The sequence below is a fragment of the Serratia sp. (in: enterobacteria) genome (assembly GCF_052400455.1).
Lineage (GTDB): Bacteria > Pseudomonadota > Gammaproteobacteria > Enterobacterales > Enterobacteriaceae > Serratia > Serratia ureilytica.
Genome location: NZ_CP185812.1, coordinates 4,687,459 through 4,701,298, shown reverse-complemented (window position 1 = coordinate 4,701,298; position 13,840 = coordinate 4,687,459). Strand labels below are relative to the sequence as shown.

Here is a 13,840-nt window from a genome sequence, read left to right as displayed (position 1 = left end):
GTTAGGCGTCGAACGCCTGCGTTAACTGCTCCAGCTGTTCCTGCGCATCCAGCCAGGTCATTTCCGTCTCTTCGAGCGCGGATTTGGCCTGGCTTTGCTTTTGCAGGCAGTCGGTCAGTTCGGCCTTGCGGCTGATGTCGTACAGTGCGGAATCCGCCAACTGCTCTTCCACCGCCGCCAGTTCGGCGCCCAGTTTTTCCATCTGCTGTTCCAGCTTGGCGATCTGCTTGCGCAGCGGTTGGGTTTGCGTACGGAACTCCGCCTCGCGGCGTTTTTGATCCTTGCGCGCCTGCGCGCTGTTGCTGCCGCTCTCTTTTTCCGGCGCGTCCTGTTGGCTTTCCTGGCGCTGCAGATCGATCAGCCACTGCTGATAATCGTCGAGATCGCCTTCGAAAGGCTCGACCTGGCCATCGTGCACCAGGTACAGATCGTCGGTGGTGGAGCGCAGCAGGTGACGGTCGTGCGAGACCACCACCAATGCGCCTTCGAAATCGATCAGCGCCTCGGTCAGCGCCTGGCGCATGTCGAGATCCAGGTGGTTGGTCGGTTCATCGAGCAGCAGCAGGTTCGGGCGCTGCCAGACGATCAGCGCCAGCACCAGCCGCGCCTTCTCGCCGCCGGAGAAGCGTTCGGTGATTTCACTGACCTTGTCGCCCTGGAAGCCGAAACCGCCCAGATAATCGCGCAGCTGTTGCTCCAGCACCCGTGGCGCGATGCGGCTCAGGTGCTGCAGCGGCGATTCGTCGGCGCGCAGGAATTCCAGCTGGTGCTGAGCGAAGTAACCCAGCTTGATGCCTTTCGCCAGGCCGATCTCGCCGCTCAGCGGCTCCAGGGTGCCGGCCAGCAGTTTGATCAGCGTCGATTTACCGGCGCCGTTGCGGCCGAGCAGGCCAATGCGTGAGCCGGGCACCAGGTTCAGTTTGATGGACTTCAGGATCACCTTGTCGCCGTACCCGGCGCTGACTTTTTCCATGCGCAGCAGCGGGTTCGGCAGGCTTTCCGGTGGCCGGAAGCTGAAGGTGAACGGGTTGTCGACGTGCGCCGGGGCGATCAGCTCCATGCGCTCCAGCATCTTGATGCGGCTCTGCGCCTGCTTGGCCTTGGTCGCCTGCGCGCGGAAACGGTCGATATAGCTTTGCAGGTGCGCCACTTTTTCTTGCTGGTGCTGATACAGCGACTGCTGCTGCGCCAGTTTGGTGGCGCGTTGGCGTTCGAACGACGAGTAGTTGCCGGTGTACTCGTTCATCGTCTGCTGTTCGATATGCAGGATCTTGTCGACGATCGGATCGAGGAAGTCTCGGTCGTGCGAGATAAGCACCAGCGTGCCGGGATAGCTTTTCAGCCAGCGCTCCAGCCAGATCACCGCATCGAGATCCAGGTGGTTGGTCGGTTCGTCGAGCAGCAGCAGATCGGAACGGCACACCAACGCCTGCGCCAGGTTAAGACGCATGCGCCAGCCGCCGGAAAAGTCGCGCACCGGGCTTTGCAGTTGTTCGTTGGAGAAGCCGAGACCGTGCAGCAGGCTGGCGGCGCGGGAACGAATGGTCCAGGCGTCGATGGCGTCCAGCTTGCCGTGCAGGGTGGCGATGGCGTGGCCGTCGTTGCGGTCGTTGGCGGCCTGCAGTTCGGCTTCGAGCTGGCGAAACTCGCGGTCGCCGTCGATAACATACTCGATCGCCGGCACGTCCAGCGCCGGCGTCTCCTGGTTGACCCAGGCCAGCGCCCAGTTGCCGGGGAAGGTGAAGCTGCCGCCGTCCGCCGCGATCTCGCCCTTCAGCAGCGACAACAGCGTGGATTTGCCGCAGCCGTTTTTGCCGACCAGGCCGACCTTCTGACCTGGATTAACCGTCGCCGTGGCGTTGTCCAGCAGGACGCGGATGCCGCGTCGGATTTGTAGCGAGGAGAATACAATCATAAAGCGCCGTATGTTCAGAGTATGTTAAATTATCATTAAGGTAACAGAACGCGCACCGCGCGCTGTTTTTGTCTTTGCGATGCATGGTAACGGAAAACCGCTACCCTGACGACGCTTTGGAGGGGAATGATGTCGCAGCCGCCCAAGGTCTTGCTGCTGTATGCCCATCCGGAATCCCATGACTCGGTGGCGAACCGGGTTTTGCTTCGACCGGCGCAGCAATTGGAACATGTCACCGTGCACGATCTCTACGCGCACTACCCTGATTTTTTTATCGATATTCATCACGAACAACAGCTGCTGCGTGAGCATCAGGTCATCGTGTTTCAGCACCCGCTGTATACCTACAGCTGCCCGGCGCTGCTGAAGGAATGGCTGGATCGCGTGCTGGCGCGCGGCTTCGCCAGCGGCGTGGGCGGCAATGCGCTGGCGGGCAAATACTGGCGTTCGGTGATCACCACCGGCGAGCCGGAAGGCGCCTACCGCACCGGCGGTTATAACCATTATCCGATGGAAGATATCCTGCGGCCGTTCGAGTTAACCGCCGGGATGTGCCATATGCACTGGTTGACGCCGTTCGTGGTCTATTGGGCGCGGCGGCAAAAGCCGGAGGTGCTGCGCAGCCACGCAGACGCCTACGGGGAGTGGCTGAGCCACCCGCTGCCGCACGGGGGGCGGTGATCATGGAAGGATCGACCTTACTGACCGCCATTTTACTGTTCCTGTTTGCCGCGGTGGTGACGGTGCCGATCGCCCGTCGCCTGGGGATCGGCGCGGTGCTGGGTTATCTGATCGCCGGCATCGCCATCGGCCCGTGGGGATTGGGTTTTATTCGCGACGTTGACGAGATCCTGCACTTCTCCGAGCTGGGCGTGGTGTTCCTGATGTTCATCATCGGCCTGGAGCTGAACCCCAGCAAGCTGTGGGAGCTGCGGCGCTCGATTTTCGGCGCCGGCGCCGGCCAGGTGCTGATCACCGCGGCGGTGCTGGGCGCATTGCTGTACCTGACGCACTTCGCCTGGCAGGCGGCGGTGATCGGCGGCGTTGGCCTGGCGATGTCTTCCACCGCCATGGCGCTGCAGCTGATGCGCGAAAAGGGCATGAACCGCAACGAAGGCGGGCAGCTGGGTTTCTCGGTGCTGCTGTTCCAGGATATGGCGGTGATCCCGGCGCTGGCGTTGATCCCCATTCTGGCCGGCGCCGGCGGCACCAGCGACGACTGGGCGAAGATCGCGCTCAAGGTGGCGGCGTTCGGCGGCATGCTGATCGGCGGCCGCTTCCTGCTGCGGCCGCTGTTCCGCTATATCGCCGCTTCCGGCGTGCGCGAGATCTTTACCGCCGCGGCGCTGCTGCTGGTGCTCGGCTCGGCGCTGTTTATGGAGACGCTCGGCCTGTCGATGGCGCTCGGCACCTTCATCGCCGGCGTGCTGCTGGCGGAGAGCGAATACCGCCACGAACTGGAGATCTCCATCGAGCCGTTTAAAGGGCTGCTGCTGGGGCTGTTCTTTATCTCGGTGGGCATGGTGTTGAATATCGGCGTGCTCTACACCCATCTGGCCGAGGTGTTGATCGGCGTGTTGGCGTTGGTAGCGGTGAAATCCGGCGTGCTCTACGGCGTATCGCGCCTGTTCGGCCTGCGCAGTTCGGTACGCCTGCAGTTCGCCGGCGTGCTCAGCCAGGGCGGTGAGTTCGCCTTCGTGCTGTTTTCGGCGGCGGGCGCCCAAAAGGTGCTGCAGCCGGATCAACTCTCTTTGCTGCTGGTGGTGGTGACGCTGTCGATGATGACCACGCCGCTGTTGATGCAGGCCATCGATCGCATTTTGGCGCGCCGCTATAACGCCAAAGACGAAGACGAGGAGACGCCGTACGTGGAAGATGACGATCCGCAGGTGATCATCGTCGGCTTCGGGCGTTTTGGCCAGGTGATCGGCCGCCTGCTGATGGCCAACAAAATGCGCATTACCGTACTGGAACGCGACGTCAGCGCCGTCGGCGTGCTGCGTCGCTACGGTTACAAGGTCTATTACGGCGACGCCACCGAGCTGGAGCTGCTGCGCGCGGCAGGCGCAGAGAAGGCCAAGTCGATCGTGATCACCAGCAATGAGCCGGAAGACACCATGGCGATCGTGCGGCTGTGCCAGCAGCACTTCCCGAACCTGAGCATCCTGGCGCGCGCGCGCGGCCGCGTGGAGGCGCATGAGCTGCTGCAGGCGGGCGTAAAACAGTTCAGCCGCGAGACCTTCTCCAGCGCGCTGGAACTGGGGCGCAAGGCGCTGATGGAATTGGGCATGCACCCGCATCAGGCCTTTCGCGCCCAGCAGCATTTCCGTCGTCTGGATATGCGCATGCTGCGTGAGCTGATGCCGCCGCATCAGGGCGACGTGGCGCAAATTTCTCGCGTGAAAGAGGCGCGGCGCGAGCTGGAAGAGCTCTTCCATCGCGAAATGCAAAAAGAAAGTCGCCAGTTTGACGGCTGGGATGAATACGAATAAGCGGGAGCATAACGATGTCTGCAACACGTAAGAGATTTATCGCCGGAGCGGTGTGCCCGAGCTGTAGCGCCATGGATACGCTGGCGGTATGGCGGGAGGATCAGGTGGAAGTGGTGGAGTGCGTCAAGTGCGGCCATCACCAGCGCCAGACCGAACAACAGGTGGAAAAACACGTTCGACCGCAAGAGCAGGTGATCGGCATTTTTCAGCCGAAGTAGCGTTTTTTTATCCCGAAGGGTACAGCGAGGCAGATTTCCGTTACAATCTGTCCGGAAAAGGCGCGCATCCCGATAACGGTGCGCGTCCTAGTAGCCAACGGTAGGAGATATCATGAAAGTAGCAAAAGACTTGGTGGTCAGCCTGGCTTACCAAGTACGTACAGAAGACGGTGTTTTGGTTGATGAGTCTCCGGTGAGCGCACCGCTGGACTATCTGCACGGGCATGGTTCTCTGATCGCAGGTCTGGAAAAAGCGCTCGAAGGCCACGACGTTGGCGATCGTTTTGACGTTCACGTCGGCGCGAACGACGCGTACGGCAACTACGACGAAAACCTGGTGCAGCGCGTACCGAAAGACGTCTTCATGGGCGTTGACGAACTGCAGGTCGGCATGCGTTTCCTGGCTGACACCGATCAGGGCCCGGTACCGGTTGAAATCACTGAAGTTGACGGCGACCACGTTGTGGTTGACGGCAACCACATGCTGGCCGGCCAAAACCTGAACTTCAACGTGGAAGTTGTCGCGATCCGCGAAGCGACCGCAGAAGAACTGGCGCACGGTCACGTACACGGCGAGCACGATCATCACCACGAGCACGGTGAAGGCTGCTGCGGCGGTCACGGCCATAGCCACGATCACGACCATGGTCACGACCACGGTAAAGGCGGTTGCGGCAACGGCGGTTGCGGCTGCCACTAAGCAGAACGCAATCCCGAGACGAGAGGGCAGCCATTGGCTGCCCTTTTTTATGCGCGGCGCCCCTCAATAGTGCGGCGGAGGGGTTTCTTCCGATTGCGAGGCGATCATCGAGGTTTGGGTCGAGCGCAGTTTGTCGGTCAACATGCGCAGGTGCTCGCGCATCTTCAGCATTTCCATCTGATGCTGGGTGACGGTCTGGTTGAGCTCTTCGATAGTGAGCTCTTGAAAAGCCTGACGGCTTTCCAGTTCTTCAAGCCGCTGTAGCAGGCTTTGAATGTCGGCGTTGTGCATGAGGCTACCTCTGACGCGATAAAATCCTGATTCGGCGCTATGGTAACAGCTGGCGTCGGGTTTGCCCGCGCTATTTCTTTGGGCGGCGCGCAACGTTGCGATCGGCAGTGTAAAGTGCTGAAAAGCTGCACGCCTGACTCGCCGTTTTTTGCTAACCTCGCCGAATATTCTGCAAGAAAAATCTGATTTATCATGTGAGTAGCACGCAGCGGGAAACTTCTTGGCAAAGCGGGAGTCACACTTTGACTCGATTGGTTACCTGTGCGACTGTTTTGTTTTGTTTCAGGCAGCTATAGTAGCCCGGTTATCTTACCTAATGATTGTTTGGGGCATTGCTTCAGACACTGGAGAAATGGATGAAATCTTTGTTTAAAGTCACGCTTCTGGCAACCACCATGGCTTTTGCTCTGAATGCGACCCAGGTCATGGCAGCCGATGCCGCTAAACCGGCGGCAGACGCGGCAGCAGCGCCAAGCACCGGCAAGTTCAAAAACGACGACGAGCAAGCGGCTTACGCACTGGGCGCCTCTCTTGGCCGTTACATGGACAACTCTCTGAAAGAACAAGAGAAGCTGGGCATCAAGCTGGACAAAGATCAGCTGATCGCCGGCGTTCAGGACGCTTTCGCTAACAAGAGCAAGCTGAACGACGCCGATATCGAAAAGACCCTGCAGGGCTTTGAAGCGCGCGTGAAGGCTTCCGCTCAGGCGAAGATGGAGCAGGACGCCAAGGACAACGAAACCAAAGGCGCCAAGTATCGCGACAGCTTCGCTAAAGAAAAAGGCGTGAAGAAAACCGAATCCGGCCTGCTGTATCAGGTAGAGAAACCGGGTGCGGGTGAAGCGCCGAAAGACAGCGACACCGTGGTGGTGAACTACAAAGGCACCCTGACCGACGGTACCGAGTTCGATAACTCCTACACCCGCGGTGAGCCGCTGTCATTCCGTCTGGACGGTGTGATCCCTGGCTGGACCGAAGGCCTGAAGCACATCAAGAAAGGCGGCAAAATCAAGCTGGTGATCCCACCGGCGCTGGCCTACGGTAAAACCGGCGTTCCGGGCATCCCGGCTAACTCCACGCTGGTCTTTGACGTCGAGCTGTTGGATGTGAAAGCGGCGCCGAAAGCCGACGCTAAAGCCGAAAAACCGGCCGACGCCAAAGCCGACGCCAAAGCGAAATAATCTCGTCGCTCTGTTTGCCACCGCCGCGGATGCCCTCCGCGGCGGTTTTCATTTCGGCAGCCGCTACCGCTCTCTCCATTGAACGCTTGACGCCTGCCGGGCATCGGGCTTAACGTCAATACCACGCGCAAACGCAAGGACTTTGCTCCGGCCGCTTTGCTAGACTAATAATTCTGACTTATCAGTCATGCGTCTGCCCCTTAGGGCGTGTACCTAAAATTGTTCCCGGCCGCCTCGCCCGCGGATGTCATCGCGCCGTTTTATGCCGCTCTCAGCCAGCCGCGCTGCAGCGCGCCGACGACGGCAGCGATCCGGCCCGAGCGGTTTTAGCTGCGCCCCCTGGCACAGGCGATCTATGAGGGTGGTATCTTCGATGTCGAATTCGCTTTTATCCAGCGAAGCCAGCGAACTTGATTTGCTGAATGAACGTCCGTTTACTCAAACGGATCATGAAATCCTGAAATCCTATGAAGCGGTGGTCGACGGGCTGGCGATGTTGATCGGCGGCCACTGCGAAATCGTATTGCACGCGCTGGAAGACCTGAACAGCTCGGCGGTGCGCATCGCCAACGGGGAACACACCGGGCGCAAAATCGGCTCGCCGATTACCGACCTGGCGCTGCGCATGCTGCACGACATGGCCGGCGACGACAGCAGCGTGTCGAAAGCCTACTTTACCCGCGCCAAGAGCGGCGTATTGATGAAATCGGTGACTATCGCCATTCGCAATCGCGAGCAGCGGGTGATTGGTTTGTTGTGCATCAACATGAACCTCGACGTGCCGTTCTCGCAGATCATGCAAACCTTTATGCCGCCGACAGCGCAGGACGTGCCGTCGTCGGTGAACTTCGCCTCTTCCGTCGACGATCTGGTGGCGCAGACGCTGGAGTTCACCATCGAAGAGGTGAACGCCGACCGCTCGGTGTCCAATAACGCCAAGAATCGACAGGTGGTGCTCAATCTCTATGAGAAAGGCATCTTCGACATCAAGGATGCGATCAATCAGGTGGCGGATCGTCTGAATATCTCCAAACACACCGTCTATCTGTACATTCGCCAGTTTAAAAGCGGCGACCTGGTAGGAAGTGACCGTTGATGCTCGACTATTGTCTGTTGGTTACCGGCCCGGCTTATGGCACGCAGCAGGCCAGCAGCGCCTATCAATTCGCTCAGGCTTTACTGGCGAAAGGGCACCGTCTTTCCAGCGTCTTTTTCTACCGTGAAGGGGTGTTGAACGCCAACCGGTTAACCGCGCCCGCCAGCGACGAATTCGATCTGGTGCGCGGCTGGACGCAGCTCGCGCAGCAACACGGCGTAGCGCTCAACGTCTGCGTGGCCGCCGCGCTGCGTCGGGGCGTCACCGACGAACAGGAAGCGCAGCAGCAGGGGCTGGCCGGCGCCAACCTGCAGCCCGGTTTTACCCTGAGCGGGCTGGGTTCCCTGGCCGAAGCGTCGCTGAGTTGCGACCGTCTGGTGCAGTTCTGAGGAAATGATGAAACGAGTCGCTTTTGTTTTCACCCACGGGCCGCATGGCGGCGCCGGCGGCAGGGAAGGGCTGGATGCGCTGCTCGCCACGTCGGCGCTCAGTGAAGATTTGGGGGTGTTTTTTATCGGTGATGGCGTGTTGCAGCTGTTGCCGGGCCAGCAACCGGAAAAGATTTTGGCGCGCAATTATATCGCCACTTTCGGCGTACTGCCGCTGTATGACGTGGAGCGGTGTTATCTGTGCCAGGCTTCGCTGCAGGAACGCGGGCTGAGTCAGGTGACCGATTGGGTGCTGGATGCCGAGGTGCTGGCGCCGGACGAACTGCGCCGTGAATTGGCCGGCTACGACGCCGTAATGACGTTTTAGGAACTTCTGATGTTGTATACCCTGAGCCATTCGCCAAACCAATGTGACCTGCCCGCGCTGTTGCGCCTGACCGCGGAGGGCGACGCGCTGCTGCTGCTGCAGGATGGCGTGCTCGCAGGCCTTGTTGGCAGCGCCCATCTTGAATCGCTGCTCGCCGCCCCCATATCCCTTTATGCGCTGCAGGACGACCTGGAAGCCAGGGGGTTGATTGGTCATTTTTCGCACAAAATCACTGTCGTCGGCTATAATCACTTCGTTGAATTAACCGAACAACACCGCAGCCAAATGGCCTGGTAATGAGAGTGATGTTGTATATTTCTTGACACCCATACTGGTCAGCCCTAAAATTCTGCGTCCTCGTACTTTGCCAGTAGTGCATACGAGGGGATTTATCACATGTTTACGAAGCTAGTACGAAGCAAAAACCAGGAGCTTTTTTAATGGCAACAATTAACCAGCTGGTTCGCAAACCACGCTCTGTGAAGGCTGCTAAAAGCAACGTTCCAGCGCTGGAAGCCTGCCCGCAGAAACGTGGCGTATGCACCCGCGTATATACCACTACCCCGAAAAAACCAAACTCCGCACTGCGTAAAGTTTGCCGTGTGCGTTTGACCAACGGTTTCGAAGTGACTTCCTACATCGGTGGCGAAGGCCACAACCTGCAGGAACACTCCGTAATCCTGATCCGTGGCGGTCGTGTAAAAGACCTGCCAGGTGTGCGTTACCACACCGTCCGTGGTGCACTTGACTGCTCCGGTGTTAAAGACCGTAAGCAAGCTCGTTCCAAGTACGGCGTGAAGAAGCCAAAGGCTTAATGGTTCTCCGTTAAGTAAGGCCAAACGTTTTAACTTTAATGTCAAAATAAACTCGTAGAGTTTTGGACAATCCTGAATTAACAACGGAGTATTTCCATGCCACGTCGTCGCGTAATCGGCCAACGTAAAATCCTGCCAGATCCTAAGTTCGGATCTGAGCTGCTGGCCAAATTTGTAAATATCCTGATGGTAGACGGTAAAAAATCTACTGCAGAAGCAATCGTCTATACCGCGCTGGAGACCCTGGCTCAGCGTTCTGGTAAAGATCACCTGGAAGCTTTCGAAGTCGCTCTCGACAACGTTCGCCCGACTGTAGAAGTTAAGTCGCGTCGCGTTGGCGGTTCTACTTATCAGGTACCAGTTGAAGTCCGCCCGGTTCGTCGTAATGCTCTGGCAATGCGTTGGATCGTTGATGCTGCACGTAAACGCGGTGATAAATCCATGGCTCTGCGCCTGGCGAACGAGCTGTCTGACGCAGCAGAGAACAAAGGTTCTGCTGTTAAGAAGCGTGAAGACGTTCACCGTATGGCCGAAGCCAACAAGGCGTTCGCCCACTACCGCTGGTAATCATCTGGCTGTAGTCATGCTAACCAAGCGGGCGCGTCAAATCGGCCCGCTTGGGTTAACTGAACTTGAACGCCCTAGGAATAGAGGAATCAAATGGCTCGTACAACACCCATTGCACGCTACCGTAACATCGGTATCAGTGCTCACATCGACGCCGGTAAAACCACCACTACCGAACGTATTCTGTTCTACACCGGTGTAAACCACAAAATCGGTGAAGTTCATGACGGCGCTGCCACCATGGACTGGATGGAACAGGAGCAGGAGCGTGGTATTACCATCACTTCTGCAGCGACGACTGCCTTCTGGTCTGGTATGGCCAAGCAGTTCGAACCGCATCGCGTAAACATCATCGACACCCCAGGGCACGTTGACTTCACCATCGAAGTAGAACGTTCCATGCGTGTGCTGGATGGCGCGGTAATGGTTTACTGTGCTGTTGGTGGTGTTCAGCCACAGTCTGAAACCGTATGGCGTCAGGCTAACAAATACAAAGTGCCACGTATCGCGTTCGTTAACAAAATGGACCGTATGGGCGCTAACTTCCTGAAAGTTGTTGGCCAGATCAAAACTCGTCTGGGCGCTAACCCTGTTCCTCTGCAGCTGGCTATCGGCGCAGAAGACAAATTCACCGGCGTTATCGACCTGGTGAAGATGAAGGCGATCAACTGGAACGAAGAAGACGCAGGCGTTACCTTCGAATACGAAGACGTCCCGGCTGACATGATGGAACTGGCTGAAGAATGGCGCCAGAACCTGATCGAATCCGCTGCGGAAGCTTCCGAAGAGCTGATGGAAAAATACCTGGGCGGCGAAGAGCTGACCGAGGCAGAAATCAAGTCCGCTCTGCGTCAGCGCGTGCTGAACAACGAAATCATCCTGGTTACCTGTGGTTCTGCGTTCAAGAACAAGGGCGTACAGGCGATGCTGGATGCGGTAATCGAATACCTGCCGGCGCCAACTGACGTTCCTGCGATCAACGGTATCCTGGACGACGGTAAAGACACCCCGGCTGAGCGTCACGCAAGTGATGACGAGCCGTTCTCTGCTCTGGCGTTCAAAATCGCTACCGACCCGTTCGTAGGTAACCTGACCTTCTTCCGCGTGTACTCCGGCGTTGTTAACTCCGGCGACACCGTGCTGAACTCCGTTAAGGCTGCGCGCGAGCGTTTCGGCCGTATCGTTCAGATGCACGCCAACAAGCGTGAAGAGATCAAAGAAGTTCGCGCAGGCGACATCGCCGCTGCGATCGGTCTGAAAGACGTGACCACCGGGGACACCCTGTGTGATCCAGACTCTCCAATCATCCTGGAGCGTATGGAATTCCCTGAGCCGGTAATCTCTATCGCCGTTGAACCAAAAACCAAAGCTGACCAAGAGAAAATGGGTCTGGCTCTGGGCCGTCTGGCTAAAGAAGACCCGTCATTCCGCGTATGGACTGACGAAGAGTCTAACCAGACCATCATCGCCGGTATGGGTGAACTGCACCTCGACATCATCGTTGACCGCATGAAGCGTGAATTCAACGTTGAAGCTAACGTGGGCAAACCTCAGGTAGCTTACCGCGAAGCGATTCGCGCGAAGATTACCGATGTTGAAGGTAAGCACGCCAAGCAGTCTGGTGGTCGCGGTCAGTACGGTCACGTTGTGATCGACATGTACCCACTGGAGCCGGGCTCTAACCCGAAAGGTTACGAGTTCATCAACGACATCAAAGGCGGCGTAATTCCTGGCGAATACATCCCTGCCGTTGATAAAGGCATCCAGGAGCAGCTGAAGTCTGGTCCGTTGGCTGGTTACCCGGTAGTAGATATGGGTATTCGTCTGCACTTCGGTTCTTACCACGACGTTGACTCCTCTGAACTGGCGTTTAAACTGGCCGCATCTATCGCCTTTAAAGAAGGCTTTAAGAAAGCGAAACCAGTTCTGCTTGAGCCTATCATGAAGGTTGAAGTTGAGACTCCAGAAGAGAACACCGGTGACGTTATCGGTGACTTGAGCCGTCGTCGCGGCATGCTGCGCGGTCAGGAATCTGAAGTGACTGGCGTTAAGATCCACGCTGAAGTACCGTTGTCCGAAATGTTCGGCTACGCAACTCAGCTGCGTTCTCTGACTAAAGGTCGCGCATCATACACCATGGAATTCCTGAAGTATGATGATGCACCGAACAACGTCGCTCAGGCCGTAATCGAAGCCCGTGGCAAATAAGCCGCAGGGTTAAAACCAAAGTCCCGTGCTCTCTCCAGAAGGGGAGAGCGCTATAGTAAGGAATATAGCCGTGTCTAAAGAAAAATTTGAACGTACAAAACCGCACGTTAACGTTGGTACTATCGGCCACGTTGACCACGGTAAAACTACCCTGACTGCAGCGATCACCACCGTTCTGGCTAAAACCTACGGCGGTTCTGCACGTGCTTTCGACCAGATCGATAACGCGCCAGAAGAAAAAGCTCGTGGTATCACCATCAACACCTCTCACGTTGAGTATGACACCCCGACTCGTCACTACGCGCACGTTGACTGCCCAGGGCACGCCGACTACGTGAAAAACATGATCACCGGTGCTGCTCAGATGGACGGCGCGATCCTGGTAGTTGCTGCGACTGACGGCCCAATGCCTCAGACCCGTGAGCACATCCTGCTGGGTCGTCAGGTTGGCGTTCCTTTCATCATCGTATTCATGAACAAATGCGACATGGTTGATGATGAAGAGCTGCTGGAACTGGTAGAAATGGAAGTTCGCGAACTGCTGTCCGCGTACGACTTCCCAGGCGACGACCTGCCAGTGATCCGCGGTTCCGCGCTGAAAGCGCTGGAAGGCGAAGCTGAGTGGGAAGCGAAAATCATCGAACTGGCCGAAGCCCTGGACAGCTACATCCCAGAGCCAGAGCGTGCTATCGACAAGCCGTTCCTGCTGCCAATCGAAGACGTATTCTCCATCTCCGGTCGTGGTACCGTTGTTACCGGTCGTGTTGAGCGCGGTATCATCAAAGTTGGCGAAGAAGTTGAAATCGTTGGTATCAAAGACACCGTTAAGTCTACCTGTACTGGCGTTGAAATGTTCCGCAAACTGCTGGACGAAGGCCGTGCTGGTGAGAACGTAGGTGTTCTGCTGCGTGGTATCAAACGTGAAGAAATCGAACGTGGTCAGGTACTGGCTAAACCAGGCTCCATCAAGCCGCACACCCAGTTCGAATCTGAAGTGTACATCCTGAGCAAAGATGAAGGTGGTCGTCACACGCCATTCTTCAAAGGCTACCGTCCACAGTTCTACTTCCGTACTACTGACGTGACCGGTACCATCGAACTGCCAGAAGGCGTAGAGATGGTAATGCCAGGCGACAACGTGAACATGGTTGTAACCCTGATTCACCCAATCGCGATGGACGACGGTCTGCGTTTCGCAATCCGTGAAGGCGGCCGTACTGTAGGCGCTGGTGTTGTTGCTAAAGTTATCGCTTAATCGCGAATAATTTTTCGACACAAAAAAGGGCACTTCGGTGCCCTTTTTTTATGCAATTTGTACAAATCTTAATTGAAATAAAAACCATTCCTATTTAGACTCAATGCATTGGTTAAGAAGTGAGTCTCTCTATGTATGTATGTCTGTGTAATGCGGTGACTGACAAAGCGATCCGTAATGCGGTGCGTCAGCACAATCCCCATACCATGAAGCAACTGCGTGAACTTGTGCCGATTGGTACCGATTGTGGAAAGTGCATTCGTCAGGCAAGACAGATTATGGTGGAGGAACGCGGAACTATCATCCCAATGCATGAAGTTGCCTAACAAAGGGTAAGGTTATTTTT

Annotated in this window: 16 protein-coding genes; 14 read left to right on the top strand and 2 right to left on the bottom strand. The window is 57.0% G+C overall.

Translation table 11 applies throughout. From position 1 onward, the window contains the following. Position 1 precedes the first annotated feature (1 nt). A complete protein-coding gene (locus ACORQT_RS22620) occupies positions 2 to 1,915 on the bottom strand; it encodes an ABC transporter ATP-binding protein (protein WP_060660182.1) in 1,914 nt (637 codons plus the stop codon). 129 nt (positions 1,916 to 2,044) lie between these two features. On the opposite strand from ACORQT_RS22620, the gene kefG reads away from it, so the two are divergent. From kefG to slyD, 4 genes are all read left to right on the top strand, one after another. After that, entirely contained in the window at positions 2,045 to 2,596 is a 552-nt protein-coding gene (kefG, locus tag ACORQT_RS22615) for a glutathione-regulated potassium-efflux system ancillary protein KefG (protein WP_028127618.1), read from the top strand. Between the two features lie 2 nt (positions 2,597 to 2,598). Beyond that, complete coding sequence (gene kefB, locus ACORQT_RS22610; protein WP_033651722.1) at positions 2,599 to 4,407, top strand: glutathione-regulated potassium-efflux system protein KefB; 1,809 nt, start codon at positions 2,599 to 2,601, stop codon at positions 4,405 to 4,407. Positions 4,408 to 4,421: 14 nt separating this feature from the next. Then, positions 4,422 to 4,625, top strand: coding sequence for a YheV family putative zinc ribbon protein (locus ACORQT_RS22605; RefSeq protein ID WP_015379274.1), 204 nt, complete (start codon positions 4,422 to 4,424; stop codon positions 4,623 to 4,625). A gap of 112 nt (positions 4,626 to 4,737) precedes the next feature. After that, the gene (gene slyD, locus ACORQT_RS22600; protein WP_004930407.1) at positions 4,738 to 5,325 is read left to right on the top strand and encodes a peptidylprolyl isomerase; all 588 of its coding nucleotides are present in this window, start codon (positions 4,738 to 4,740) and stop codon (positions 5,323 to 5,325) included. 63 nt (positions 5,326 to 5,388) lie between these two features. Here the strand turns inward: slyD and ACORQT_RS22595 are convergent, their stop codons facing one another. After that, on the bottom strand, positions 5,389 to 5,616 hold the full coding sequence (locus ACORQT_RS22595; RefSeq protein ID WP_033645250.1) for a SlyX family protein: 228 nt from the start codon (positions 5,614 to 5,616) through the stop codon (positions 5,389 to 5,391). Between the two features lie 356 nt (positions 5,617 to 5,972). On the opposite strand from ACORQT_RS22595, the gene fkpA reads away from it, so the two are divergent. From fkpA to bfd, 10 genes are all read left to right on the top strand, one after another. Beyond that, a complete protein-coding gene (fkpA, locus tag ACORQT_RS22590) occupies positions 5,973 to 6,797 on the top strand; it encodes an FKBP-type peptidyl-prolyl cis-trans isomerase (RefSeq protein ID WP_033645249.1) in 825 nt (274 codons plus the stop codon). A 373-nt stretch (positions 6,798 to 7,170) separates the two neighbouring features. Further along, a complete protein-coding gene (locus tag ACORQT_RS22585) occupies positions 7,171 to 7,893 on the top strand; it encodes a helix-turn-helix transcriptional regulator (protein ID WP_033645248.1) in 723 nt (240 codons plus the stop codon). After that, positions 7,893 to 8,282: a sulfurtransferase complex subunit TusD gene (tusD, locus tag ACORQT_RS22580; protein WP_033645247.1), complete on the top strand. Its 390-nt coding sequence runs from the start codon at positions 7,893 to 7,895 to the stop codon at positions 8,280 to 8,282. The genes ACORQT_RS22585 and tusD overlap by 1 nt, the downstream gene beginning before the upstream one ends. A gap of 7 nt (positions 8,283 to 8,289) precedes the next feature. Beyond that, the gene (tusC, locus tag ACORQT_RS22575; RefSeq protein ID WP_033645384.1) at positions 8,290 to 8,649 is read left to right on the top strand and encodes a sulfurtransferase complex subunit TusC; all 360 of its coding nucleotides are present in this window, start codon (positions 8,290 to 8,292) and stop codon (positions 8,647 to 8,649) included. A gap of 9 nt (positions 8,650 to 8,658) precedes the next feature. Continuing rightward, entirely contained in the window at positions 8,659 to 8,946 is a 288-nt protein-coding gene (tusB, locus tag ACORQT_RS22570) for a sulfurtransferase complex subunit TusB (protein WP_033645246.1), read from the top strand. A 143-nt stretch (positions 8,947 to 9,089) separates the two neighbouring features. Next, positions 9,090 to 9,464, top strand: coding sequence for a 30S ribosomal protein S12 (gene rpsL / locus ACORQT_RS22565; RefSeq protein ID WP_004930426.1), 375 nt, complete (start codon positions 9,090 to 9,092; stop codon positions 9,462 to 9,464). 96 nt (positions 9,465 to 9,560) lie between these two features. Beyond that, on the top strand, positions 9,561 to 10,031 hold the full coding sequence (rpsG, locus tag ACORQT_RS22560; protein WP_004956203.1) for a 30S ribosomal protein S7: 471 nt from the start codon (positions 9,561 to 9,563) through the stop codon (positions 10,029 to 10,031). Positions 10,032 to 10,124: 93 nt separating this feature from the next. After that, on the top strand, positions 10,125 to 12,239 hold the full coding sequence (fusA, locus tag ACORQT_RS22555) for an elongation factor G (RefSeq protein WP_033645245.1): 2,115 nt from the start codon (positions 10,125 to 10,127) through the stop codon (positions 12,237 to 12,239). Positions 12,240 to 12,309: 70 nt separating this feature from the next. After that, positions 12,310 to 13,494 (top strand): elongation factor Tu, encoded by a 1,185-nt coding sequence (tuf, locus tag ACORQT_RS22550; RefSeq protein ID WP_015376315.1) that lies wholly within the window; start codon positions 12,310 to 12,312, stop codon positions 13,492 to 13,494. Between the two features lie 131 nt (positions 13,495 to 13,625). Continuing rightward, the gene (gene bfd / locus ACORQT_RS22545; protein ID WP_015379266.1) at positions 13,626 to 13,820 is read left to right on the top strand and encodes a bacterioferritin-associated ferredoxin; all 195 of its coding nucleotides are present in this window, start codon (positions 13,626 to 13,628) and stop codon (positions 13,818 to 13,820) included. The last annotated feature ends 20 nt before the right edge of the window (positions 13,821 to 13,840 follow it).

Coding starts and splice junctions, on each gene's coding strand:
- ACORQT_RS22620 (WP_060660182.1), bottom strand. CDS start 1,915: ATGATTGTATTCTCCTCGCTACAAATCCGACGCGGCATCCGCGTCCTG.
- kefG (WP_028127618.1), top strand. CDS start 2,045: ATGTCGCAGCCGCCCAAGGTCTTGCTGCTGTATGCCCATCCGGAATCC.
- kefB (WP_033651722.1), top strand. CDS start 2,599: ATGGAAGGATCGACCTTACTGACCGCCATTTTACTGTTCCTGTTTGCC.
- ACORQT_RS22605 (WP_015379274.1), top strand. CDS start 4,422: ATGTCTGCAACACGTAAGAGATTTATCGCCGGAGCGGTGTGCCCGAGC.
- slyD (WP_004930407.1), top strand. CDS start 4,738: ATGAAAGTAGCAAAAGACTTGGTGGTCAGCCTGGCTTACCAAGTACGT.
- ACORQT_RS22595 (WP_033645250.1), bottom strand. CDS start 5,616: ATGCACAACGCCGACATTCAAAGCCTGCTACAGCGGCTTGAAGAACTG.
- fkpA (WP_033645249.1), top strand. CDS start 5,973: ATGAAATCTTTGTTTAAAGTCACGCTTCTGGCAACCACCATGGCTTTT.
- ACORQT_RS22585 (WP_033645248.1), top strand. CDS start 7,171: ATGTCGAATTCGCTTTTATCCAGCGAAGCCAGCGAACTTGATTTGCTG.
- tusD (WP_033645247.1), top strand. CDS start 7,893: ATGCTCGACTATTGTCTGTTGGTTACCGGCCCGGCTTATGGCACGCAG.
- tusC (WP_033645384.1), top strand. CDS start 8,290: ATGAAACGAGTCGCTTTTGTTTTCACCCACGGGCCGCATGGCGGCGCC.
- tusB (WP_033645246.1), top strand. CDS start 8,659: ATGTTGTATACCCTGAGCCATTCGCCAAACCAATGTGACCTGCCCGCG.
- rpsL (WP_004930426.1), top strand. CDS start 9,090: ATGGCAACAATTAACCAGCTGGTTCGCAAACCACGCTCTGTGAAGGCT.
- rpsG (WP_004956203.1), top strand. CDS start 9,561: ATGCCACGTCGTCGCGTAATCGGCCAACGTAAAATCCTGCCAGATCCT.
- fusA (WP_033645245.1), top strand. CDS start 10,125: ATGGCTCGTACAACACCCATTGCACGCTACCGTAACATCGGTATCAGT.
- bfd (WP_015379266.1), top strand. CDS start 13,626: ATGTATGTATGTCTGTGTAATGCGGTGACTGACAAAGCGATCCGTAAT.